15 protein-coding genes, 1 pseudogene and 1 riboswitch are annotated in these 20,524 nt (G+C 59.4%); of the genes and pseudogenes, 14 read left to right on the forward strand and 2 right to left on the reverse strand.

The window, feature by feature from the left end:
* The first annotated feature begins 129 nt into the window (after positions 1–129).
* The 3 genes from N7U68_RS19670 (at position 130) to N7U68_RS19680 (ending at position 2,182) form a co-directional block, all read left to right on the forward strand.
* Positions 130–705, forward strand: coding sequence for an OmpA family protein (locus N7U68_RS19670; protein WP_165192716.1), 576 nt, complete (start codon positions 130–132; stop codon positions 703–705).
* Positions 706–753: 48 nt separating this feature from the next.
* The gene (locus N7U68_RS19675) at positions 754–1,014 is read left to right on the forward strand and encodes a hypothetical protein (RefSeq protein ID WP_241188243.1); all 261 of its coding nucleotides are present in this window, start codon (positions 754–756) and stop codon (positions 1,012–1,014) included.
* 202 nt (positions 1,015–1,216) lie between these two features.
* Positions 1,217–2,182, forward strand: a complete 966-nt coding sequence (locus N7U68_RS19680; RefSeq protein ID WP_263049196.1) for a PhoH family protein — start codon at positions 1,217–1,219, stop codon at positions 2,180–2,182.
* Between the two features lie 25 nt (positions 2,183–2,207).
* Here the strand turns inward: N7U68_RS19680 and N7U68_RS19685 are convergent, their stop codons facing one another.
* Complete coding sequence (locus N7U68_RS19685; protein WP_263047920.1) at positions 2,208–3,311, reverse strand: GDSL-type esterase/lipase family protein; 1,104 nt, start codon at positions 3,309–3,311, stop codon at positions 2,208–2,210.
* A gap of 153 nt (positions 3,312–3,464) precedes the next feature.
* Between N7U68_RS19685 and ybeY the strand changes: the two genes are divergently transcribed.
* The 6 genes and pseudogenes from ybeY to N7U68_RS19715 all read left to right on the forward strand — a co-directional run bounded on the left by ybeY (position 3,465) and on the right by N7U68_RS19715 (position 10,337).
* Positions 3,465–3,953: an rRNA maturation RNase YbeY gene (ybeY, locus tag N7U68_RS19690; protein ID WP_165192710.1), complete on the forward strand. Its 489-nt coding sequence runs from the start codon at positions 3,465–3,467 to the stop codon at positions 3,951–3,953.
* 42 nt (positions 3,954–3,995) lie between these two features.
* Positions 3,996–4,902: pseudogene (locus N7U68_RS19695) on the forward strand (hemolysin family protein).
* Positions 4,895–6,442, forward strand: coding sequence for an apolipoprotein N-acyltransferase (gene lnt / locus N7U68_RS19700; RefSeq protein ID WP_263047921.1), 1,548 nt, complete (start codon positions 4,895–4,897; stop codon positions 6,440–6,442). Before N7U68_RS19695 ends, lnt begins: the two are co-directional and overlap by 8 nt.
* A gap of 31 nt (positions 6,443–6,473) precedes the next feature.
* Positions 6,474–6,522, forward strand: a riboswitch (SAM-SAH riboswitch).
* Between the two features lie 4 nt (positions 6,523–6,526).
* Positions 6,527–7,708, forward strand: a complete 1,182-nt coding sequence (gene metK / locus N7U68_RS19705; RefSeq protein WP_263047922.1) for a methionine adenosyltransferase — start codon at positions 6,527–6,529, stop codon at positions 7,706–7,708.
* Between the two features lie 164 nt (positions 7,709–7,872).
* Positions 7,873–8,586: a tRNA (guanosine(46)-N7)-methyltransferase TrmB gene (trmB, locus tag N7U68_RS19710; protein WP_263047923.1), complete on the forward strand. Its 714-nt coding sequence runs from the start codon at positions 7,873–7,875 to the stop codon at positions 8,584–8,586.
* 152 nt (positions 8,587–8,738) lie between these two features.
* Positions 8,739–10,337 (forward strand): calcium-binding protein, encoded by a 1,599-nt coding sequence (locus N7U68_RS19715; protein WP_263047924.1) that lies wholly within the window; start codon positions 8,739–8,741, stop codon positions 10,335–10,337.
* A 50-nt stretch (positions 10,338–10,387) separates the two neighbouring features.
* Here the strand turns inward: N7U68_RS19715 and argE are convergent, their stop codons facing one another.
* A complete protein-coding gene (argE, locus tag N7U68_RS19720) occupies positions 10,388–11,560 on the reverse strand; it encodes an acetylornithine deacetylase (protein ID WP_263047925.1) in 1,173 nt (390 codons plus the stop codon).
* Between the two features lie 352 nt (positions 11,561–11,912).
* Between argE and N7U68_RS19725 the strand changes: the two genes are divergently transcribed.
* The 5 genes from N7U68_RS19725 to N7U68_RS19745 all read left to right on the forward strand — a co-directional run bounded on the left by N7U68_RS19725 (position 11,913) and on the right by N7U68_RS19745 (position 20,506).
* Positions 11,913–12,317 carry a BapA/Bap/LapF family prefix-like domain-containing protein gene (locus N7U68_RS19725; RefSeq protein ID WP_263047926.1) on the forward strand — a complete coding sequence of 135 codons (405 nt, stop codon included), beginning with the start codon at positions 11,913–11,915 and terminating at the stop codon, positions 12,315–12,317.
* Positions 12,292–15,690, forward strand: coding sequence for an Ig-like domain-containing protein (locus N7U68_RS19730; RefSeq protein WP_263047927.1), 3,399 nt, complete (start codon positions 12,292–12,294; stop codon positions 15,688–15,690). Before N7U68_RS19725 ends, N7U68_RS19730 begins: the two co-directional genes overlap by 26 nt.
* 115 nt (positions 15,691–15,805) lie before the next feature.
* The gene (locus N7U68_RS19735; RefSeq protein ID WP_263047928.1) at positions 15,806–17,086 is read left to right on the forward strand and encodes a TolC family protein; all 1,281 of its coding nucleotides are present in this window, start codon (positions 15,806–15,808) and stop codon (positions 17,084–17,086) included.
* Positions 17,083–19,317: an ATP-binding cassette domain-containing protein gene (locus N7U68_RS19740; protein ID WP_263047929.1), complete on the forward strand. Its 2,235-nt coding sequence runs from the start codon at positions 17,083–17,085 to the stop codon at positions 19,315–19,317. Before N7U68_RS19735 ends, N7U68_RS19740 begins: the two co-directional genes overlap by 4 nt.
* Position 19,318: 1 nt before the next feature.
* On the forward strand, positions 19,319–20,506 hold the full coding sequence (locus N7U68_RS19745) for a beta-barrel domain-containing protein (RefSeq protein ID WP_263047930.1): 1,188 nt from the start codon (positions 19,319–19,321) through the stop codon (positions 20,504–20,506).
* The last annotated feature ends 18 nt before the right edge of the window (positions 20,507–20,524 follow it).

Consider the following 20,524-nt stretch of genomic DNA (forward strand, 5'->3'; position numbering starts at 1 on the left):
TTTCACCCCTTATTAGTACTTCACAACACCTGCAAAGCTGCTAAGGTTGAACGATAATTTACGATTTCGGCGGACTCGGGAAAACCCAAGCTGGCCGGGTGGGGGAACAGAAGAAGGAATTTGGCTGTGATGACGAGACTGAGCAAGTCATGTCGCAATGCCCTGGGCGGGATAGCTGCTGCTGCCCTGGGTGCTGTGGTCGCGTTTTCGGGCGGGGCCGCCTTGGCCCAGCAAAAAACGGTTATCGGTGAAAACTACACACCGACGATCTGGGTCGACCCGGATGGGTGCGAGCATTGGGTTATGGATGACGGCTGGGAAGGGTATATGAGCCCGCACACCAATCGTCAGGGTATTCCGGTTTGTCGCCGGGGCAATGTCTGCGGCGTGATGAATTCTGATCAACTCTTTGCGACGGATAGCGCGCGGATCAGTTCATCGGGCCAGCAATATCTGGCGAACTTTTTCCGCCAGACAGGGGCCGTTTCCTATATTATAACCGGCCATACTGACAGCAGGGCGTCAGACCAGTACAACATGAACCTGTCGCTGCGCCGGGCCAATTCGGTCGCGCGGGTTGCTGCCAGCACCGGCGCACGAATCGCGGATGTACGTGGATATGGTGAGCGGATGCCAAAAGCATCGAACAACACGGCCGCGGGCATGCAGCAAAACCGCCGCGTCGAAATTATTTGCATACGCTAGGGGGCGGACATGACAACAGGAAAAGTGGTGCTTGCCCTTTGTGCAGCGATGTTGGTTTCGGGATGTCTTGGTGACAAACGGGACAAAACCGTTGACCGCGGGTTTGACAGCAAACATTTGAGCCAGCTCAAGGCCGGTATCTGGATCGACCCCAACGGGTGCGATCACTGGATTATCGACGACGGGATCGAAGGATACCTGTCGCAGCGTCTGGATAAGTACGGCAAGCCGGTCTGCTCGGGCACGGCGCCGCCGAACACAGCGACAGGCGCGTTCAAGCGTGGCTCTCCGGTGTCGGACCCGATTTGATCACAGATCGTGTTGCCAGAAGATCAAAACCGCGGGCGCATCGCCCGCGGTTTTTTCGTGTCAACTGCATGACAATTGTCGAGAGGCGCTTGCACGCCCTGCCGCAACTTGGCACGATTGGAATAACCATCAGTAGCCCCACCAAATCCCGGAGAGTTGATTGACCCAAATCGAGCTGCCCGATGCTGCCGCAGGTGACGCCATGCATCAGCAGACTGTCGAATTTCCCGACAATTTTCTGCTAATTGATCTGTGCGGCGAACATGATCGCAATCTGGCCGAAATCGAACAGACGCTGAGCGTGCAGATATTGCGCCGCGGCAACCAGCTGGCGGTACATGGCGAAGCGCAACAGGTGGCCGAGGCCGTAGATGTGCTGCGTGCCCTCTACGAGCGGCTGGAGGCGGGACGCGCGGTGGAGCATGGCGATATCGATCGAGAGCTGCGCATGGGGGGCTCCGATGCGGGCACAGGTGTACGAGACGGCGACCAGATGGAGCTGTTTCAGGGTGGCCGGGTCGAAATCAAGACCCGCAAGAAGCTGGTTGAACCACGCACAGATGCGCAAAAGGCCTATGTACGCTCGTTATTCACCAATGAACTGGCGTTCGGGATCGGTCCCGCAGGCACGGGCAAGACGTATCTGGCTGTGGCCGTCGGCGTGGCTATGTTCATCGAGGGCCATGTTGATCGCATCATCCTGAGCCGCCCTGCGGTTGAGGCAGGCGAGAAGCTGGGTTATCTGCCGGGCGACATGAAGGACAAGGTCGATCCTTATATGCAGCCCCTCTATGACGCGCTGAATGACTTCCTGCCGGGCAAGCAATTGGCCAAATTGGTCGAGGACAAGAAGATCGAGATCGCGCCGCTGGCCTTCATGCGGGGGCGGACGCTATCCAATGCCTTTGTTGTGCTGGATGAGGCGCAGAATGCCACGACCATGCAGATGAAGATGTTCCTGACGCGTCTGGGCGAGGGTAGCCGTATGGTGGTTACCGGGGACCGGACGCAGATCGACCTGCCGCGCGGGGTGACCAGCGGGCTGCATGACGCCGAACGCCTGCTAAAAACGATCCCGAGTATCAGCTTTAACTACTTCACCGCCGATGATGTCGTACGTCATCCGCTGGTTGCGGCGATCATCAAAGCCTACGAGGCGGATATCTGAAGCAGAGTCGGGGCGCGCACGCAGGTCAGAACCCGTCCAGCACCTCTAGCTGATCGTGCAGGTAGCTGGCGATGCGCTTTGCACCTTCGGCGTTGGTGTGAACCTCGTCATAAAAGTCGCGGGCCAGATCGAATGTCACGTCCTGCATGAGGTCAAAACAAACGGCATCTGCCGTGTGGCAGGCGTCAAGGATCGCGGCAGCGATACGGCTTTCTATAGCATGGATATCGACACCGTTGATTGGGCCGAATCGTGCGGTATACCGGTTCAGAAATCCCGGCGATATCTGCTGTATCCCCACCACTCTTCCGTCCTGTCGTGTCCATGCCGTGCTGCGCTGGGTGACGAAAATGGGTATCGCATTCATCTCACGCGTGAGCGCGGCGAGGGTCGTGATATTATCGCGCAGCGTCTGCAACGCCTGCGTCACCTCGTGCGTATCCAGTGCGTCGGGGGAAAGTGTCGAGCGATCAGTCAGTGCAGAGCCCGGCAGCGCGAAATTGTCGTGGCTGAGCTGATGGCTTTCTTCCGCAGGTCGCATGGCCTGTTTTCCGATGAGGTATAGCTGATAGAACGCTGATTTTTCGCGAATAAACAGTTGGATGCGACGCAGCTTTCCGGTTGCCTCAATCGCATCATATTCCGGCTTGGACGACACGATCAGCGCATCATTGATACCTACGTAGAACAGGATATAGCGCGGCGTCAGCCCCTTCACATGGCTAAACCATGAAGAGAAGTTCGCGATATGACCAAAGGTGGATTGCCCGTCTATGCCTGCGTTGGCGATAATGATGTCGCGCCCATCCTCGGCAAAGCGTTTAGCCAACTGCGCCTGAAAGGTCGCTGTGTCGTCGAGGTAGCGTTGATCGGTGGTGCTGCCCCCCACGGTCAGCAGATCGATTTCGGACACATCCGACGTCAGACCACGAAATCCGTTGGCATCCCGCGTGTAGTGAACAACCGGTGGCACGTCACCCAACGGATTGGCGCGCTCCAGCGCAATATTGCGCGGTTTGGTGAACTGGTGCAGCGCATGTGTGCTGGAAAACCATGTGCCAAAGATCAATTCCAGCCCAATGAGCAAACAGGTGAATATGATCAGGTTAATTGTGACGATACGCAGCACAGCAGATTGCCTCCGGTGGTTACACCCGCATGTCTAGCGCAAGGTCAGACAAAGCTGAACCGCCAGTGAAAGGGCATCGGTCAAAATCCCTGAAACCGCTCTCTGTGTTTGTGCAGACTTGCCGTAGTCGCTCTGCAACTTCATAACAGCTGAATGAGCGTGGATATCATCATAGAGGATGCCCGTTGGGAGCGATTGGACATCGAGCCATTATGCACTGCGGCAGCTGATACGACACTGACCTGTCTCGGGCTGGATGCACACGCATTCGAGATCAGCGTCCTCGCCTGCGATGATGCGCGTATTGCTGCGCTCAACACTGCCTTTCGCGACAAACCGCAACCGACCAATGTGTTAAGCTGGCCTAGCGCCGAGCGTGGCGTGTCTGCGCCGGGCGGCATCCCGATTTTACCAGAGCAGGATTGGGATTCTGAACTGGGTGATATCGCCATCGCATATGATACCTGCGCCGCCGAAGCGGCTGCCGCTGATAAACCGCTGCGCGATCATGCCACGCATCTGATTGTGCATGCGGTCTTGCATTTGCTGGGTTATGACCACATGCGTGACGCAGATGCCACGTTGATGGAATCGCTTGAGATTGAAATACTTGGCAAAATGGGCCTGAACAGCCCATATTAAACCGCGTCGGGGCTGGCCCTCGCGGAATATGGAAAAGGAACGATGGGCGACAGTAACGAAGACTCCTCTAGCGCAGCGCAGGGCGCGCAGATGGAAGAGGACGATCAGGGCGGGTTTTTCCGCCGTTTCATCGGGGCGTTCGCCTCGAGCGATACGGATGACGAGGATGAGGGCCAGTCGAATGGCACCACGGCGGCAAGTCCCCGAGGCATGCTCAACCTCCGCAATATGGTGGTCGAGGACGTATCAATCCCCAAGGCCGACATCATTTCGGTCGCATCAGACATCACCAAGGACGAATTGGTGCAGGTATTCCGCGATAGCGGGCTGACGCGTCTGCCAGTGTACAAGGGCACACTGGATACGCCGATCGGATTGGCACACCTCAAGGATTTTGCTCTCAAACATGGCTTTAACGGCAATGGCGGGCGCTTTTCGCTCAAAAACATGCTGCGCCCGTTGCTTTATGTACCGCCGTCTATGCCTATCGGGGTCCTACTGCAAAAGATGCAGAGTGACCGACGGCATATGGCGCTGGTCATCGACGAATACGGCGGTGTTGACGGATTGGTGACCATCGAAGACCTGATCGAGCAGGTCGTCGGTGAGATCGAGGACGAGCATGACATCGGCGAGGGCGCGCTATGGTCCGAGGAAACTCCGGGCTGTTATCTTGCGCTGGCCAAAACGCCGCTGGAAGAGTTCGAAGCCGAGATCGGCCAGTCGTTGACCGATGTTGAGGACGTGAAGGAAGAGGAGATCGACACGTTGGGCGGGTTGGTCTTTATGCTGGTAGGCAGGGTTCCGGTGCGCGGCGAGGTGATTGAACACCCCGGTGGCACCTCTTTCGAAGTCATCGAGGCTGATCCAAGGCGAGATCAAGCGTCTGCGTGTGCGGGTATCGGGCCTATCTGGTTCAGCGACAGCATCGTCGTCAGAGAATGGCTGAGAACGGCGCGCCGGACCGTTTCGCGACGTGGGTCTGCGGACTACGGCCCCGAGGGCGGTTCGCGATATGCGCTGCACTGGGGGCGGTGGCCGGGTTGGGGCAGGCACCATTCGGTTTATGGCCCCTGACAGTGCTGGCGTTGGCTGGCATCTACGGTATTTTCGGACAACGTTGGCGCGTGTCTCAGGCGGCTCTTATCGGGCTGGCCTCTGGCACCGGGTATTTTCTGGTGGCCTTGGCATGGATGGTCGAGCCGTTTCTGGTGGATGCGGCGCGGCATGGCTGGATGGCACCCTTTGCACTGATCCTGTGCGCACTGGGGTTTGGCCTGTTCTGGGCGGCGGCATTCGGGCTGGCGCGATGGGTCGCGCGGCATAGCGCGACAGGCAATGCTCTGGCATGGATCGGGACTGGTGTATTGGCTGAATGGCTGCGCGGTACGTTGTTTACCGGGTTTCCATGGGCACAGACCGGACACGTGTGGATCGGAACGCCGATGATGCACTGGGCAGCCATAGGCGGTGCGCTGTTGCTGTGTGCAATCAGTCTAGGGGCTGGCGTCGCGCTATGGCACACGCTGATCGGGTCCTCTCGCGTCGCAGGCGGGCTAGGGATCGCGGCGCTGTCGGCGGCCTATGCCTTTGGGCCGCGGCTAACCGCACCAACTGAAACTGGGCTACAGGCCCCGGTGGTCCGGCTGGTCCAACCCAATGCCGCGCAACGTGACAAGTGGAACCCGGACAAAATGCAGGGGTTTTTTGATCGACAGGTTAGCTATACCGGCGCAGCTACGCCGCCCGATCTGGTGGTATGGCCGGAAACATCGGTGCCTGTACTGTTGAATAATGCGACAGAAACATTGGGCTATATCGCGGATGCAGCGCGCGGCGCGCCGGTGGTTCTGGGGTTTCAGCGACGCGACGGACTGCAATACTACAATACGGCTGTGTTGCTGGGTGCCGACGGTACGGTGACAGCGCAGTATGACAAGCACCATCTTGTACCGTTCGGCGAATACATGCCGCTGGGGGATTTGCTGGCGAAAGTTGGGATTCACGGGCTTGCCTCCAAGCATGGTGGCGGGTTCTCGGCGGGACCGGGGCCGACGTTGATCGAGGTGCCGGGGGTCGGAGAGGCGTTGCCGCTGATTTGCTACGAAGGGATTTTTGCGCGCAACGTGTCCGGTGTGGCCGGTCGCCCCGATTTCCTGCTGATGATTACCAATGATGCGTGGTTTGGCCGCGTTTCCGGGCCCTATCAACACTTGGCACAGGCGCAGTTGCGCAGCGTTGAGCAAGGCTTGCCGATGGTCCGTGCGGCCAACACGGGTATTTCTGCTGTGATTGATCCGCGTGGACAGATTATGGCGCAGATTGCGCTGGGGCAGGCCGGCTGGATCGACGCACCTTTGCCCCGCGCGGCGCCCCCCACACCCTATGCCCTGCTGGGGGATTGGCTGGTACTGACCGCGATGGTGCTGATGGTTGGGGCGGGGGCGTATTGCGGTGCAGGTCGCCGCAGGCCAACACTTAACGATTGACGTTATGCGTAGCAGCGCGCTAGCTAGCGCAAATTCGTCACAACGGCTTCCTGACGTGGCGATTTCATATGATTGGAGCATTTCATGGCACGACAGAATTATACTTTCACTTCGGAATCCGTTTCCGAAGGGCATCCTGATAAGGTTTGCGATCGCATTTCGGACGCGGTGCTGGATGCGCTATTGACCGAAGAACCCGAGGCGCGGGTAGCGGCGGAGACTTTTGCCACCACCAATCGGGTGGTTATCGGCGGCGAAGTGGGGTTGTCTGATCAGGAAAAGCTGCGCGATTACATGGCCGGGATGGAGGATATCATCCGCGCCTGCATCCGTGACATCGGGTACGAGCAAGAAAAATTCCACTGGAAAACCTGTGAGATAACCAACCTGCTGCATGAGCAGTCCGCGCATATTGCCCAAGGGGTCGATGCGGCCGCGGACAAGGAAGAAGGCGCCGGCGATCAGGGTATCATGTTCGGCTTTGCCACGGACGAGACCGAGGCACTGATGCCTGCACCGATCCAGTACAGTCACGCGATCCTGCGCCGTCTGGCTGAGGTGCGCAAGAATGGCACCGAGCCGGCGCTTGGCCCGGATGCCAAGAGCCAATTGTCGGTCAGTTATCGCAACGGCAAGCCGGTCGGCATCAGCTCGGTCGTGCTGAGCACGCAGCACCTGGATGAGGCGCTGACCAGTGCGGACATCTACGACATCGTCAGTCCCTATATCCACGAAGTGCTGCCCGAAGGCTGGCTGACGGATGCGACTGAATGGCATGTGAACCCCACTGGCAAGTTCGTGATTGGCGGGCCTGACGGCGACGCGGGTCTGACGGGCCGCAAGATTATCGTGGACACCTATGGCGGTTCCGCCCCACATGGCGGCGGAGCGTTCTCGGGTAAGGACCCGACCAAGGTGGACCGTTCGGCGGCCTATGCCGCGCGCTATCTGGCCAAGAACGTCGTGGCGGCTGGCATGGCTCAGAAATGCACCATCCAGTTGAGCTATGCGATTGGCGTCAGCAAACCACTGTCGGTCTATGCAGACACCCACGGCACAGGTGACATAGCACCTGCACAGATCGAAAAAGCGATCTCGAAATGCATGGACCTCAGCCCGCGTGGTATTCGCGAGCATCTGCAACTGAACAAGCCGATTTATCAGCGCACGGCGGCGTATGGTCATTTTGGACGCGCACCCGAGGCCGATGGTGGCTTTAGCTGGGAGCAGACCGATCTGGTGGATGCGCTGAATAAGGCGATCTGATCGGCCTGCCGACAGGTCTGTGTCGATAGCGGCGGCTCGATCAGAGCCGCCGCTTCGCGTTTCTCGCGCGTGTGCTTTGAGTATTTTGAGAACACTGAGAGGATGGGCTGCGCGCCTGTCTGAGTGTTTGCGCTTGGACCGGGAGCACGGTAAAGGCAGCGACCATGGCAACGCTCAAACATCCTTCTGGCGCCCCTTGGCGCAATTTTTACGGCCGCTTCAAGGGCAAGTCGCTGCGCGCCTCGCAGGAAGTGTTGCTGGATGAGGATCTGGAGGGGTTGTCGCCGGGTGCCGTCGGCTGGGATGTGAATCCCGACCGCGTGCCGCTTGATCTGGCCGCACGGTTTGGGGAGCGACCCATCTGGCTGGAAATTGGATTCGGTGCGGGCGAACATCTGGTGCATCAGGCAACGTCCGAACCCGATGTGGGTTTTATCGGCTGTGAACCTTATCTCAACGGCGTAGCGATGTTGCTGGCCAAACTGCGCAAAGCTGATGTGTCCAATGTGTCGGTGCATCCCGGTGATGCGCGCGATCTTTTTGATGTATTGCCTGAGGCGAGCGTTGCGCGGGCATTTCTGCTCTATCCCGATCCGTGGCCGAAAAAGCGCCATCATCGCCGCCGGTTCGTGACGCAGGAACATCTTGTGCCGCTGGCAACGGTGATGCAGCCGGGCGCGATCCTGAGAGTGGCGACGGATATCGAGGACTATGTGCGTCAGACGCTGGAAGAGGTTCCCAAGGCCGGATTTGAATGGTTGGCCGAGAGGCGTTCTGACTGGCAGACACCGTGGGAGGACTGGACCCGCACCCGGTACGAGGCCAAGGCGCTGCGCGAGGGCCGAGTGCCGCATTACCTGACATTCAGACGTGTTTGATTATCCGGCGCTGTAGCCCATGCTTTAGAGAACGCATTGTTTCCAAATGAGAAACTTGCCGCAAAGGCAGCAGTCCAGTAGTGTTAATGTGTATTAACACGTATCCTAAGCGGAACTGGGCCGCTCAGGAACAATGTACTGGGGGTACTGCCATGATCTGGGCAATTGCGTTGACCGCACTGGTTGGCTGGGGTCTGTTTGAGTTATTCGATGATGACGATGATAATGCAGGCGCACCTCCGCCGGATATGGGGGGCGATGCGGTTGGCCCGACGGATGACACCACCGTAGAGGGCACCAGCATCAGCGAGGTAATCTTTGGCGGCGATACCGATCAGTCGATAAACGGCCGAGGTGGTGACGATACCATCGAAGGTCGTGGTGGTGATGATGTTATCGTGACCGGTGCCGGTGATGACGTGGTCGACGCCGGGGCAGGCGATGACCGGGTATATGTGCGCGAGGGCGACGATCAGGTGGTTGGCGGTCCGGGTGATGATCAGATCTATGGTCGCGAGGGCAATGATACCATGAACGGACAGGAGGGCGATGATGCTCTCTTTGGCAACGAAGGCGACGACAACCTGCGCGGCGCGGCGGGCGATGACACACTGAACGGCGGCGATGGCGATGACAGGTTGAGCGGGCGTGACGATGATGATCGCCTGAACGGTGCCGATGGGGATGATACGTTGCTGGGCGGTGCTGGCAATGACCTGCTACTGGGCGGGAACGGGATGGATTCGTTGGAAGGCTACAGCGGAGACGATACGCTGAACGGCGGTGATGACGACGATATGCTGAAAGGCGGCAGCGGCGATGATGACATCAGTGGCGGTGCGACCGGTGCCGATACGCTGTTGGGTCAGGCGGGCAACGACATGCTGCGTGGCCTGCTGGGGGCTGACAGCCTAGATGGCGGCGACGGTGCCGACACGTTGGATGGTGGCGAGGGCGCTGATACACTCTTGGGCGCGGAGGGTGATGATCTCTTGCAGGGCCGTGGTGGCGACGATGCGCTGCACGGGGGCAGGGGGGCTGATCTGGTCTTCGGCCACGAAGGCAATGACACGCTCTTTGGCGATGAAGGCTCTGATACGTTGAACGGCGGCGGCGGCGATGATGAGCTTGCCGGGGGCGCTGACGACGACCGGCTACGCGGTGACGTCGGCGACGATACCTTGGCTGGTAATGGCGGCGATGATGAGATTTTTGCTGATGGCGGTGATGACCTTCTGTTAGGCGGTGACGGCGCAGATACCCTGAATGGCGGTACTGGTCTTGATACGTTGGAAGGTGGTGCAGGAACAGACCGGCTAAACGGTGCGGGTGGTAATGATCTTATCGACGGGCGCGACGGGATTTCGGCGTCGCAGGATACCCTGATCGGTGGCGAGGGAGATGACCGGCTGATTGGTGACGATGGCGATATCCTGTGGGGGGATGGCGGCGTCGACGTGTTCGAGGTTGTGGTCGGTCCGGTAGGATCAGATCCGGTGGTGATCCGCGATTTGTTCGAGGGCGGAGCCGCGGAACAAGTGCTGTTCTCCAACCCCGACGGATCGTTCCTGTCGGCGGCGCAGGTGTCGGGCGGTGCGCTCGGGATCGTGGCGCAGGGATCGGGATCGGCGATTCAGCTTGGCGGTACAACGGTGGCTGTCGTTTCAGGCGTGACACCGGCGACACTGATGGCGGACGACGCCTGGATTGCCAATCTGGCTCCGGGCGGGCTGGTGCCGGTCACGGCCTGACATTACCTGATTTCGCGCCGCGGATAGCTAAAGGCCGGGCGCGAAACCGTTCAGCCGGCCTTGGTGTCCAACCGGTGCGAGAGACGCTCCAGCATGTCGAGGCATTCGGTCATCTGACCCACACTGACAAATTCATCAGCCTTGTGTGCCTGATCTATTGATCCCGGTCCGCACACCACTGCTGACATCCCGTAAGCCTGAAAAATGCCGGCTTCGGTGCCAAAGGGCACTGTGCTGGCGCCGTTCGCGCCGGTCAGTTCCATCATGATGTTGCGGGCTTCGTTGGGATCGGTTGGGACCAGTCCCGCCACCTCGCCGATAATCTCTGTGTCGATGTCGGCGTCCGGGTAGATGGCGCGCATTTCAGGCAACAGGGTTTCGACGCAGTAGCGATGCAGATCGTCCTTGACGAATGCGGCATCGCTTAGTTGCACGGGGCGCATCTCCCAGTCTATGCGCGCCTGACTGGGGATGACGTTATGCGCAACGCCACCTGTGAGTGCGCCGGTGTTAATCGTGGTCCACGGCGGATCAAATCGGCTGCCTTCGGGCGCGCGGCTGCGCAGCTGATCCTTGAGCATCAGAAGTCGCGTGACAAATCGTGCCGCGTATTCGACCGCATTGACGCCCTTGTCGGGTCCTGATCCATGCCCGGCCAACCCGTGAAAATGGGTGGAGTATTCATAGCACCCCTTATGCCCTTCGATGACGCGCATCATTGTTGGCTCGCCGATCAAGGCGACGCCCGGGCGTAGATCCAGCGCGCGCAGGCTGTCGACCAAAGCGCCCGCACCGAAACAGCCGGTTTCCTCGTCATAGGTAAAGCTGAAATGCAGTGGTCTGTCTTTGACCCGTTGAGCAAAGATCGGTGCCATGGTTGTGGCTGCAGCGATGAACCCTTTCATGTCACAACTGCCGCGCCCATAAAGCAGTCCGTCAGTCTCATGCATCTCAAAAGGATCGCCGGTCCAGTCCTGATCCGCGACGGGAACCACATCCGAGTGTCCTGACAAGACGATCCCGCCGTCGCATTCCGGCCCAAGGGTGGCAAAGAGGTTGGCCTTCTGGCCGGTCGCATCGGGGAAGATATGGACGCGCGCGCCAGCACCCTCCAGCCGTTCCGCCAGATGATCAATCATCGCCATGTTGCTGCGTTCAGAGATGGTAGGGAAGGCGATCAGCTCTGACAGGAGTTGCGTCGTATCAGTGATTTGCGCGTTCATCCTGCCCTCCCATGACTGCATCGGTAAACATTGCTGCGCGCGGATGACGGCGTCAAGCGTGCGGGGAGGTCCTGATCGCGGGGCAGAACACGCATTACGTGAATTTCTGGTGCGTCAACCTCCTTAGACGAAAGCGGTGTTGCAAAATTGACTCTGCATGACTTGGGGTAAGATGCCCAGATTTGGCCTAAATTCGCGGAATAGTCCGCAAATACCGGAAATGTACGGATTTTTAAAAGGTACGTAAAAAAACACACTAGCGGTATTTCACGAAGTCGGTTATTTTTTGGGCAATTAAAAAACGTGGCGACCTCGAAAACGGGGCGCCGATTGAGGTAGAGTGGTGGTGATTATGAGCGCGATTAATTTCGTAGTACGTACACGTACGGGCGATTCCCGACATGGCAATGTGACAATGGATGGCGAGAACGCGCTTCTCGACGTCACGCAGGCCCATGAAGTTTCATTGAACATGCGGCAAAGCGATATTCGCGGGTATCAACGGTTCGGCGAGGACTTGGAGATAACCTTGGCGGATGGGCGCATTCTGGTCCTCAAGAACTACTTTTCTGACGCTGGCGGTGAAAGTCGGCTCTTTATCAGTGCCGATGGTTATCTAAACGAAGTCGCTTTGTCCGAAGACGCGGATGGGACGCTCTATGCACAATACAGCCCGGCAGCCGAGTGGGGTAAGTGGAGCCCGTCCGATGATCTGATTTTCCTTGGGAGCAGTGAAGTCGCCAGCGTCGAGATCTGAAGATGATGGCGAAACGGTCACGATGCTTGGCGCCGCAGCCGGAATCCTTGGTGGGACGGGGCTGCTGGGCGCCGCCGGAGCCGGAGCTGCAGTTATCGCGGCCACACAGGTGGTCGGCGCGGGCGATGACACCCCGGCGCGGATCGAACCCAGTATTGATCAGGATACCGATATTTCTATTGGTGGCGACGACGGGGGTGACGGCAGCATCACAATCTCGGGCAAGGCACAGCCCGGTTCTGATGTCGCAGTGACAATTGGCGACAAGACTGTTGAGACTCAGGCTGGTCCGGATGGCAATTGGAATGTCGTTTTTCAGGGTGATACCTTTCCATCGGACGGCGATCACACCGTCACCGTCGTGGTGACGGAGCCGGGTGGCACCAAATCCGATCTGACCGGCCCTGTCGTGGCCATCGACACCACGCCCCCGGCGACGGACGTGACCGAAGGCACCGTCACCACCGGCGATATCACCAATGCCGCCGAATACGACGCGGGTGTTCAGGTTTCCGGCACGGGCGAGGCTGGATCGATTGTATCCGTTACCATTCAGGAGGTTATCCGCGAAACCGTCGTGACCGAGAGTGGCAATTGGACGGTCACTTTTGAGAAAGGCACTCTGGCAGAGGGCGAATACGATTCCGAAGTGACCGTTGTGGCGCGCGATGCGGCGGGCAACAGCACCACCATCACGGATACCATCCGGATCGACACAGTGGCCAATGATGTCACGATTTCAACAGCGACGATCGAAGGCGATGGTGTCGTCAATGGCACCGAAATGGCTGGTGGGCTGGATGTGACTGGCACTGCAACGCCGGGTGCCGAAATTGTCGTGACTGTCGAAGGTGTCGAACGGACCGTCGTGGCCAATGCAGGTGGCGAATGGGTCGCGACATACGCGGCGGGCAGCTTGCCGAATGGCACTTACGATGCGGCTATCACCGCCACGACCACCGATGTGGCGGGAAATGTGAACAGCACTACCGGCACGATCCGGGTCGATACTTCGGTTGAAAATTTCAGCATCACCAGCCAGTCCGGCGGGGCCGACGGCGTCATCAACGCTGCCGAGGCGCAGGCAGGATTGACCGTAACGGGCACCAGTGAGCCGGGCAGCACCGTGACGGTAGAACTGGGGGGCGCAATCGTAAATGCGGTTGTGGGAGCTGATGGGTCCTGGGCCGCCACGTTCAATGCCGGACAGATCGCGGCGGGCACCTATACTGCCGATATGGTGGCAACAGCCACTGACGCAGCGGGCAATATCAGCACTCTGACTAATGCTGTGAATGTCGATACGGACGCAGGCGCGCTGAGCATAAATACCGCCGCAGTGGGCGGCGATGGCACAGTGAACGCGGCTGAAACGGCCGCCGGAGTAAGCGTCACTGGTACGGCTGATCCGGGCGCAACGGTTGTTGTGTCCCTCGCAGGGGTCGAGCGGACAGTAATCGCGGGCGCGGGTGGCACATGGACGGCGATTTACGCGCCCGGCAGCCTGCCGGATGGCCAATATGATGCCCCGGTGACGGCCACCACGTCCGACAGCGCCGGTAACAGCACGACGACGTCCGGCACCATTCAGGTCGACACATTCGTTGAGAACTTTGCCGTGACCAGTCAGGCGGGTGGCGCGGATGGCGTTCTCAATGCCGCCGAAGCAACCTCTGGTCTGACGGTCAGCGGCACCGGTGAGCCGGGGTCGAGCGTTTCGGTACAACTGGGCGGCGTTACCGTACAGGCGGTCGTTGCGGCGAATGGATCGTGGACCGCGGGCTTTGCCGCAGGTCAGATCGCGCAGGGCACCTATGTGACGGATCTGGTGGCGACCGCTACAGATGCCGCAGGCAACGTCAGCACGCGCACCAGCCAGGTGCAGGTTGATACCGAGGCAGGCACGCTGACGCTGAACACCGCGCAGATCGGTGGGGATGGCACAATCAATGCCGCCGAAGCACAAGCCGGTGTGGTGGTCAGCGGCACTGCCAATCCGGGCGCGACTGTCACGGTCACGTTGGATGGCGTCGCACATCAGGCTGTCGCGGGTGCCAATGGGGTCTGGCAAACCACTTATGCCCAACATGAAATCATTGCCGGCGTGCATGATCCACAGGTCACAGCAACGATCACTGATGCGGCGGGCAACACTGCCAGCGTCGATGGCACGGTACATGTCGATACTCGGGTGGACAATTTGAACCTGACGCCACCACGGATCGGCGTTGCTGCGGACGGCCAGGATCTGATCAACAACGCGATCGCTTCGGCTGGGTTCGACATCACCGGCACAGTCGAGCCGGGATCAACCGTCGTAGTGACAATCGCAGGCGTGCCGCAGCAGGCGGTCGTGGATGCAAACGGTAACTGGACAGCGCATTTCCCCCCCGGGTCCATTCCGCCGGGTGAATATGATGCACCACTGTCCGTCGATGTGACCGATGCTGCGGGCAATACATCCAGCATCAACGACACCGTGCGCGTGGATACGCTAGTCAATCAACTGGAGCGAGCCGGTGCGATTGAGACCGACAATGTTGTGAATGCGGCAGAGGCGCTGGATGGCGTCACCTTGACGGGGACGGTAGAGCCGGGATCGACCGTGCAACTGACAGTTCTGGGCAAAACCTATAATGCGGTTGTTGATGCAGCAGGGAATTGGTCGGTAGATATCCCGGCGGGTGATATTCCGCAGGTCGAACAGGATTTCGCCATGGTCATTACCGCGACAGACAACGCGGGCAATGTAACCACGGTGAACGACACACTGAGCATAGACACAGTCGTCCCGGATCAACCTGATATCGTCGGGTATTTCCGTGAGGGTGGCGGGTATCGCTCGGTCACACTGGACACTCCGGATGACCCGGTCACGATCCACCAGATCGACGGGGGTGGCAATGTGAACGAACTGTCACTGCATGCCTCTGCTGATCCGTTCCTTGGCGAGACGGATTATCACTTTCTCGATGGTGCGGGCGCACCGACGCGCATCCCGGACGGGTCGCAACTGATTGTCACCAGTTCAGATGCGGCAGGCAACGCATCCAGTACCTTTGTGGTGCTCGATGAAACAGACACGGCAGTGGTGAATGTAAGCAATGCGAACCTTGCGAACTTCCAGATCGAGACGATCGACCTGCGGTTCGGCGATCAGAGCGACCTGACCCTGACCGATGCCCAGATTCGCGGGCTGTCGGATAGCACGGATACCGTGGTCGTGCATGGCGGGGCCGATGACAAGCTGACCATCGCGGGCGGGCAACAGACCGGCCAGACCCAAGTGGATGGTCAGACCCATGACATCTACACGCTGGGCAACAACGGTGCGACCATCGTGGTCGACGATGACATCAACGTAATCACCTGACGGAGGTAACATGCGCGCGCGGTCGGAATCGCGCGCGCCAAGACGGACAAATAACAAGCTACCGGGTACAGGGGCGAAAAATATGGGGCAGAGGTACGGATCGGGACGGGGGGCCATGTTGGCCACGGCGGCGATGATCTTGAGTGGGTGCATGATGCAGAGCGGCGCGGACGAAGATGCGCCGGTTACGCGGTTCAAATCCAATACTGACGGCGCGCCGATGACAGCGCGCGACAAAGAAGCGGCGACTTCGCCGATTATCACCGCGCTTCAGGCGCGGCGTAGCGTGCTGCCGGACGGCAGCAGCTTTGATCAGGTGGCAAGTGCGGTTCTGGCCGCCAATAGCCGCACTGCCGAGGCCGACCTGCGCGCGGCACGCCTGCGTGCCGAGGCCGCGTCGAGAAACTGGCTTCCCAAGATCGGGCCAAACATCAGTCTGACAAGCCTTTCTGAAGTCGTGGCCAATTTGATCGTTGAGCAGGTCTTGTTTGACCACGGACGGCTCAAGGCCGAGCGTGCGTTTGCCAAGGCTGATGTCGAAGTCGCCGCCGTCGGGCTGGCCGATGACACCAATGAACGGGTATACACTGCACTGAAGCTGTATCTGGCGGCCGTGGAGGCGCGCGAACGCGTCGCGCTGGACGCTCGTACGCTCAAGGATATGGGCCAATTTGAATGGGTCATGGTCGAACGGGTGAAGGGTGGCGTCTCAGATCGGTCTGATCTGGCAGTGCTCCGCCAGAAGCTGGGTGAAATCCGGTCCGACATGGCCGCCAGTCGCGAAGCCGCAGATATCGCGTTGGCTGAACTGAGCGCGATGTCCGCCGTTCCGATCACCAGCGTCTCGGGACTGAGCGATCTGCGCGTCAAACCGGAAGATGCCAAACCGCTGTCGGTTCTGCGTGCCGAAGCAGAGCGGGATCGGTCCATCGCGCAAGCCAAAGTCAATCGCGCGGGGCTGCTGCCCGGTGTGACGGCCAGTGGTACCATCGGCGACACCACCGATGGCGGCATCAATGTGGGCGGTGACCTGCTGGGTTTGGGGACCGGGGCCAGCCTAAAGGCTATAGAGAGCGAGAAGGACGCCGCCAATCGCAGGGTCGGGCAGGCGCAAGAAGACGCGGATCGCCAACTGCGTCGCTTGGGGCAGAGGCAGGGTGCCATCGCGCGACAAGTCACAGAAGCCAGCGCGCTGACCGCGCAAGCTCGGTCGAACCTTGATCTCTTTCAGGAGCAATACGAAGCCGGACAGCGACAAGTCATGGATGTAGTCGGTGTGTACGAGACATTCGCGACTCGTGAAACCGCAGCCGTGGGACTTAAATACGAACTCAGCCGCACCCGTCTCGAAATTGCCCGCCTGTTGGGACTGCTCGCAGACGGGAGCGCGATTTGACGCAACCTCCTGTGACACTCACCATCACCGGAGGGACTGGCGCGCGTGTGGATGCCGCGTCGAATGCCGATGCTCCGCCGAGCGCGTCTGCCTCACGGTTCAGCAAACGTGCCGAGGCGCGTGCTGATCTGGCGGCGACCTATGCTGCATTGCTGGGCGCCGACGTCATGGCGCGTGATATTCTGGAGGCGATGACTGCCAGCGATGTGCGTGGCGGGCGCGACCATGCGGACCAAATCCAGCCACAGGCGCTGGCGGATGGCTTGGCCGATTGTGGTCTGCTGACCGAAGTGCTGAGCGTGCCGCATATGATCGGCGATCACTGGCCAGCGCTGGCGCAGATGACCAGCGGCCAGTTTGTTCTGGTGCTAAAACAGCTCCGGGGTGATCTTCAGATTTACGACGCAACATGCGTGGATAACCGCGCTGAAGTGGCGTTGGATGAGTTCGAGCCGTATTTCACCGGGATCATCGTCCGGGCAGAGGCACCGGTCCACGCGATTTCCAAGGCTCATGTCGCGCCTCAAGCAGCCCCCCATTGGTTTTGGGGCGAGTTTCGCAATTACCGCCGCCATTTCGCCGAGGTGGCGTTGGGGTCGTTCGTCGGCAACCTGTTGGCGGTGGCTGTCGCGCTCTTTAGCCTGCAGGTATATGACCGGGTGATCCCGCATCAGTCCAAGGCGACGCTGTGGGTTCTGGCGGCGGGGGTAGCGCTGGCAATCGTGATGGAGGCGTTTCTGAAGATCGCACGCGCGCGCCTGATGGACGGGGCCGGACGGCAGATCGAGGTCAAGATACAAGGACTGTTGATGGACCGATTGCTGGGCATGCGATCGGCTGCCGCCAGCCGCTCGCCCAGCAGTCTGTTCAGTGCGATGCGCGAGTTTGGCTCGGTACGAGAATTCTTTACCGCGACCACGATCGGGACGCTGGCAGATATCCCGTTCCTGTTCGTCTTCTTGCTGCTGGTTGCGTCGATTGCGGGCAACGTCGTCTGGGTACTGGTGTTAGGGGCTGTGGTCATGGTCGTGCCGGGCTTTTTCCTGCAAAAGCGGATGATCCGGCTGACACAGGAAACCCAAGGGGCAGGAGCCAAAGCCTCGCGGCTGTTGCATGAAACGGTGTTTGAACTGGATACGGTCAAGACCCAGCGCGCCGAGGACCGGTTTCGCCGCCTCTGGGCCGAGTTGACGACGCTGAGCGCGCTGAAGTCCAGCGATCAGCGCAAACTGGCCTCGGCTTTGACATTCTGGGCGCAGGGCGTACAGCAGGCAACCTATGTGACCGCCATCGTCACCTGTACCTATCTGGTTTTTGCCGGACAGTTCACGGTCGGGTCGATCATTGCCGTCAGCATCCTGACCAGCCGGACATTGGCACCGCTGTCGCAACTGGCGGGAACCATGGCGCGCTGGAGCAATGTCAAATCCGCGCTCGACGGACTGGAGGTCATTGCCGAGGCAGAACAGGACACATTGCCCGATCGCAGCTATCTGCGGCGTGACACGCTGGAAGGCGGGTTTTCACTGCATGAAGTGCAGTTTTGCTATGACGAGAATTCTGCACCGACTCTGGATATTCCGGCGGTGGCATTGCAATCAGGTCAGGCCGTGGCGGTCTTGGGTACAAACGGTTCGGGTAAATCGACATTGCTGCGGCTGCTGTCGGGTCTTTATGCACCCGATCGGGGCAGGGTGATGATTGACGGCACGGACATGAGCCAGATTGATCCGCGTGATTTGCGCCGGTTAATCGGATATCTGGGGCAGGACGTACGGCTGTTCACCGGCACTTTACGGGAAAACCTGAACCTGAATCTGCTGGAACGCGACGATGGCAGATTAATGCGGGCCTTGGATTTTGCCGGGTTGGGCCCGTTTGTCCGGGCACACCCCAAGGGGCTGGATCTGGAGATACTCGATGGTGGCCAAGGGTTGAGCCAAGGTCAGCGACAATCCATCGGATGGGCGCGGCTGTGGCTGCAGGACCCCAAGATCTGCCTTCTTGATGAACCCACCGCAGCCTTGGATCAGACGCTGGAGCGCACCTTGGTCAGTCGGCTGGAAACGTGGCTACAGGGGCGCACGGCGATCATAGCGACCCATCGCATGCCGATCCTGTCGCTAACCAGTCGTACGGTGATCCTGCAAAACGGGCGCATGGCTGTCGATGGCCCACGCGATCAGGTCTTGGCGCATCTGGCGCAGGCCGGTGCGCAGGGAGGCAACTGAGATGGCGGTGAGCAGTACAAACCTTTCGGCGCAATTGGGGGACCGCCTGCGCGGACCCAGCCTGACCATTTGGCTATGTGCCGCGACCGTCTGGCTGTTTATCCTATGGGCCGCCTTCGCCTGGCTGGACGAGATCGTGCGCGCTGATGGTGAATTTATTTCCAGTTCGCGCCCGCAGATTATCCAGAATCTGGAAGGCGGCATCCTGTCGGAGCTGCTGGTGCAGGAGGGTGATGTCGTACAACGCGGTGACGTTCTGGCGCGGCTGCATGGCACGCAGTTCAAATCATCGGTTGCAGACCTGCTTGATCAGATCAATGCACTGGAAATCCGACGTTTGCGGCTAGAGGCTGAGCTGGCAGGTCAGTTCGATTTTCAGGTGCCAACGGTCATGGCGGCGCGCACGCCAGAGATCGTCGAATCTGAACGCGCGCTGTTGTCTGCACGACAGGCTGATTTCGTGAAACGTAGTGAAGGTGCAAAGAGTGTCCTTGATCAGGCGGCCGAAGAACGACAGCTGCTAGAGAACATGCTGGCGCGCAAAATTGTTGCGCTGATCGAAGTGACCCGCGCGCGCAAGGCGCATGCGGATGCGCAAAAGCGGTATGACGAGATCGTGACCCAGACTGAACTGGATCGCGCGCAGGAATTTTCCGAGACGCTCAAAGAACTTGCGACCCTCAAACAGAACCTTAAGGCCAGCCAGGACCAACTGAACCGCACAACGCTGGTGAGCCCGATGCGCGGGATTGTGAACAACCTCAGCGTCACGACCATTGGCGGCGTGGTGCGCCCCGGCGAGGAGATCGCGTCGATCATTCCGCTTGACGAAGAACTCTTTGTCGAGGCGCGCGTACCGCCCGAAGACATCGCGGGCCTGCGTCATGGACAGGAGGCCACGATTAAGCTGACAGCCTATGATTACACCATCTACGGCACGCTCAAGGGTGTGGTCGATTTTATCTCGGCTGATACGTTCAAGGAAGAGCGCGCGCGGGAGGCAGACAAGAATCCGCATTACCGCGTGACGTTACGGGTGGATATGACGGCACTGACTCCGCGTCAGGCCAGCATCGAAATGCGTCCGGGCATGCAGGCGCAGGTGGAGTTGCACACAGGGCAGAAAACGGTTCTGCAATACCTTCTCAAACCGCTCTACAAATCACAGGAAGCATTCCGCGAACCATAGAGTTCATAAAATCGGTCG

This window comes from Roseovarius pelagicus, from assembly GCF_025639885.1.
Lineage (GTDB): Bacteria > Pseudomonadota > Alphaproteobacteria > Rhodobacterales > Rhodobacteraceae > Roseovarius > Roseovarius pelagicus.

Bases quoted from the DNA above. Each gene is read 5' to 3' on its own strand.
- N7U68_RS19670 (WP_165192716.1), top strand. From the start codon at position 130: ATGACGAGACTGAGCAAGTCATGTCGCAATGCCCTGGGCGGGATAGCT.
- N7U68_RS19675 (WP_241188243.1), top strand. From the start codon at position 754: ATGTTGGTTTCGGGATGTCTTGGTGACAAACGGGACAAAACCGTTGAC.
- N7U68_RS19680 (WP_263049196.1), top strand. From the start codon at position 1,217: ATGCATCAGCAGACTGTCGAATTTCCCGACAATTTTCTGCTAATTGAT.
- ybeY (WP_165192710.1), top strand. From the start codon at position 3,465: ATGAGCGTGGATATCATCATAGAGGATGCCCGTTGGGAGCGATTGGAC.
- lnt (WP_263047921.1), top strand. From the start codon at position 4,895: ATGGCTGAGAACGGCGCGCCGGACCGTTTCGCGACGTGGGTCTGCGGA.
- metK (WP_263047922.1), top strand. From the start codon at position 6,527: ATGGCACGACAGAATTATACTTTCACTTCGGAATCCGTTTCCGAAGGG.
- trmB (WP_263047923.1), top strand. From the start codon at position 7,873: ATGGCAACGCTCAAACATCCTTCTGGCGCCCCTTGGCGCAATTTTTAC.
- N7U68_RS19715 (WP_263047924.1), top strand. From the start codon at position 8,739: ATGATCTGGGCAATTGCGTTGACCGCACTGGTTGGCTGGGGTCTGTTT.
- argE (WP_263047925.1), bottom strand. From the start codon at position 11,560: ATGAACGCGCAAATCACTGATACGACGCAACTCCTGTCAGAGCTGATC.
- N7U68_RS19725 (WP_263047926.1), top strand. From the start codon at position 11,913: ATGAGCGCGATTAATTTCGTAGTACGTACACGTACGGGCGATTCCCGA.
- N7U68_RS19735 (WP_263047928.1), top strand. From the start codon at position 15,806: ATGTTGGCCACGGCGGCGATGATCTTGAGTGGGTGCATGATGCAGAGC.
- N7U68_RS19745 (WP_263047930.1), top strand. From the start codon at position 19,319: ATGGCGGTGAGCAGTACAAACCTTTCGGCGCAATTGGGGGACCGCCTG.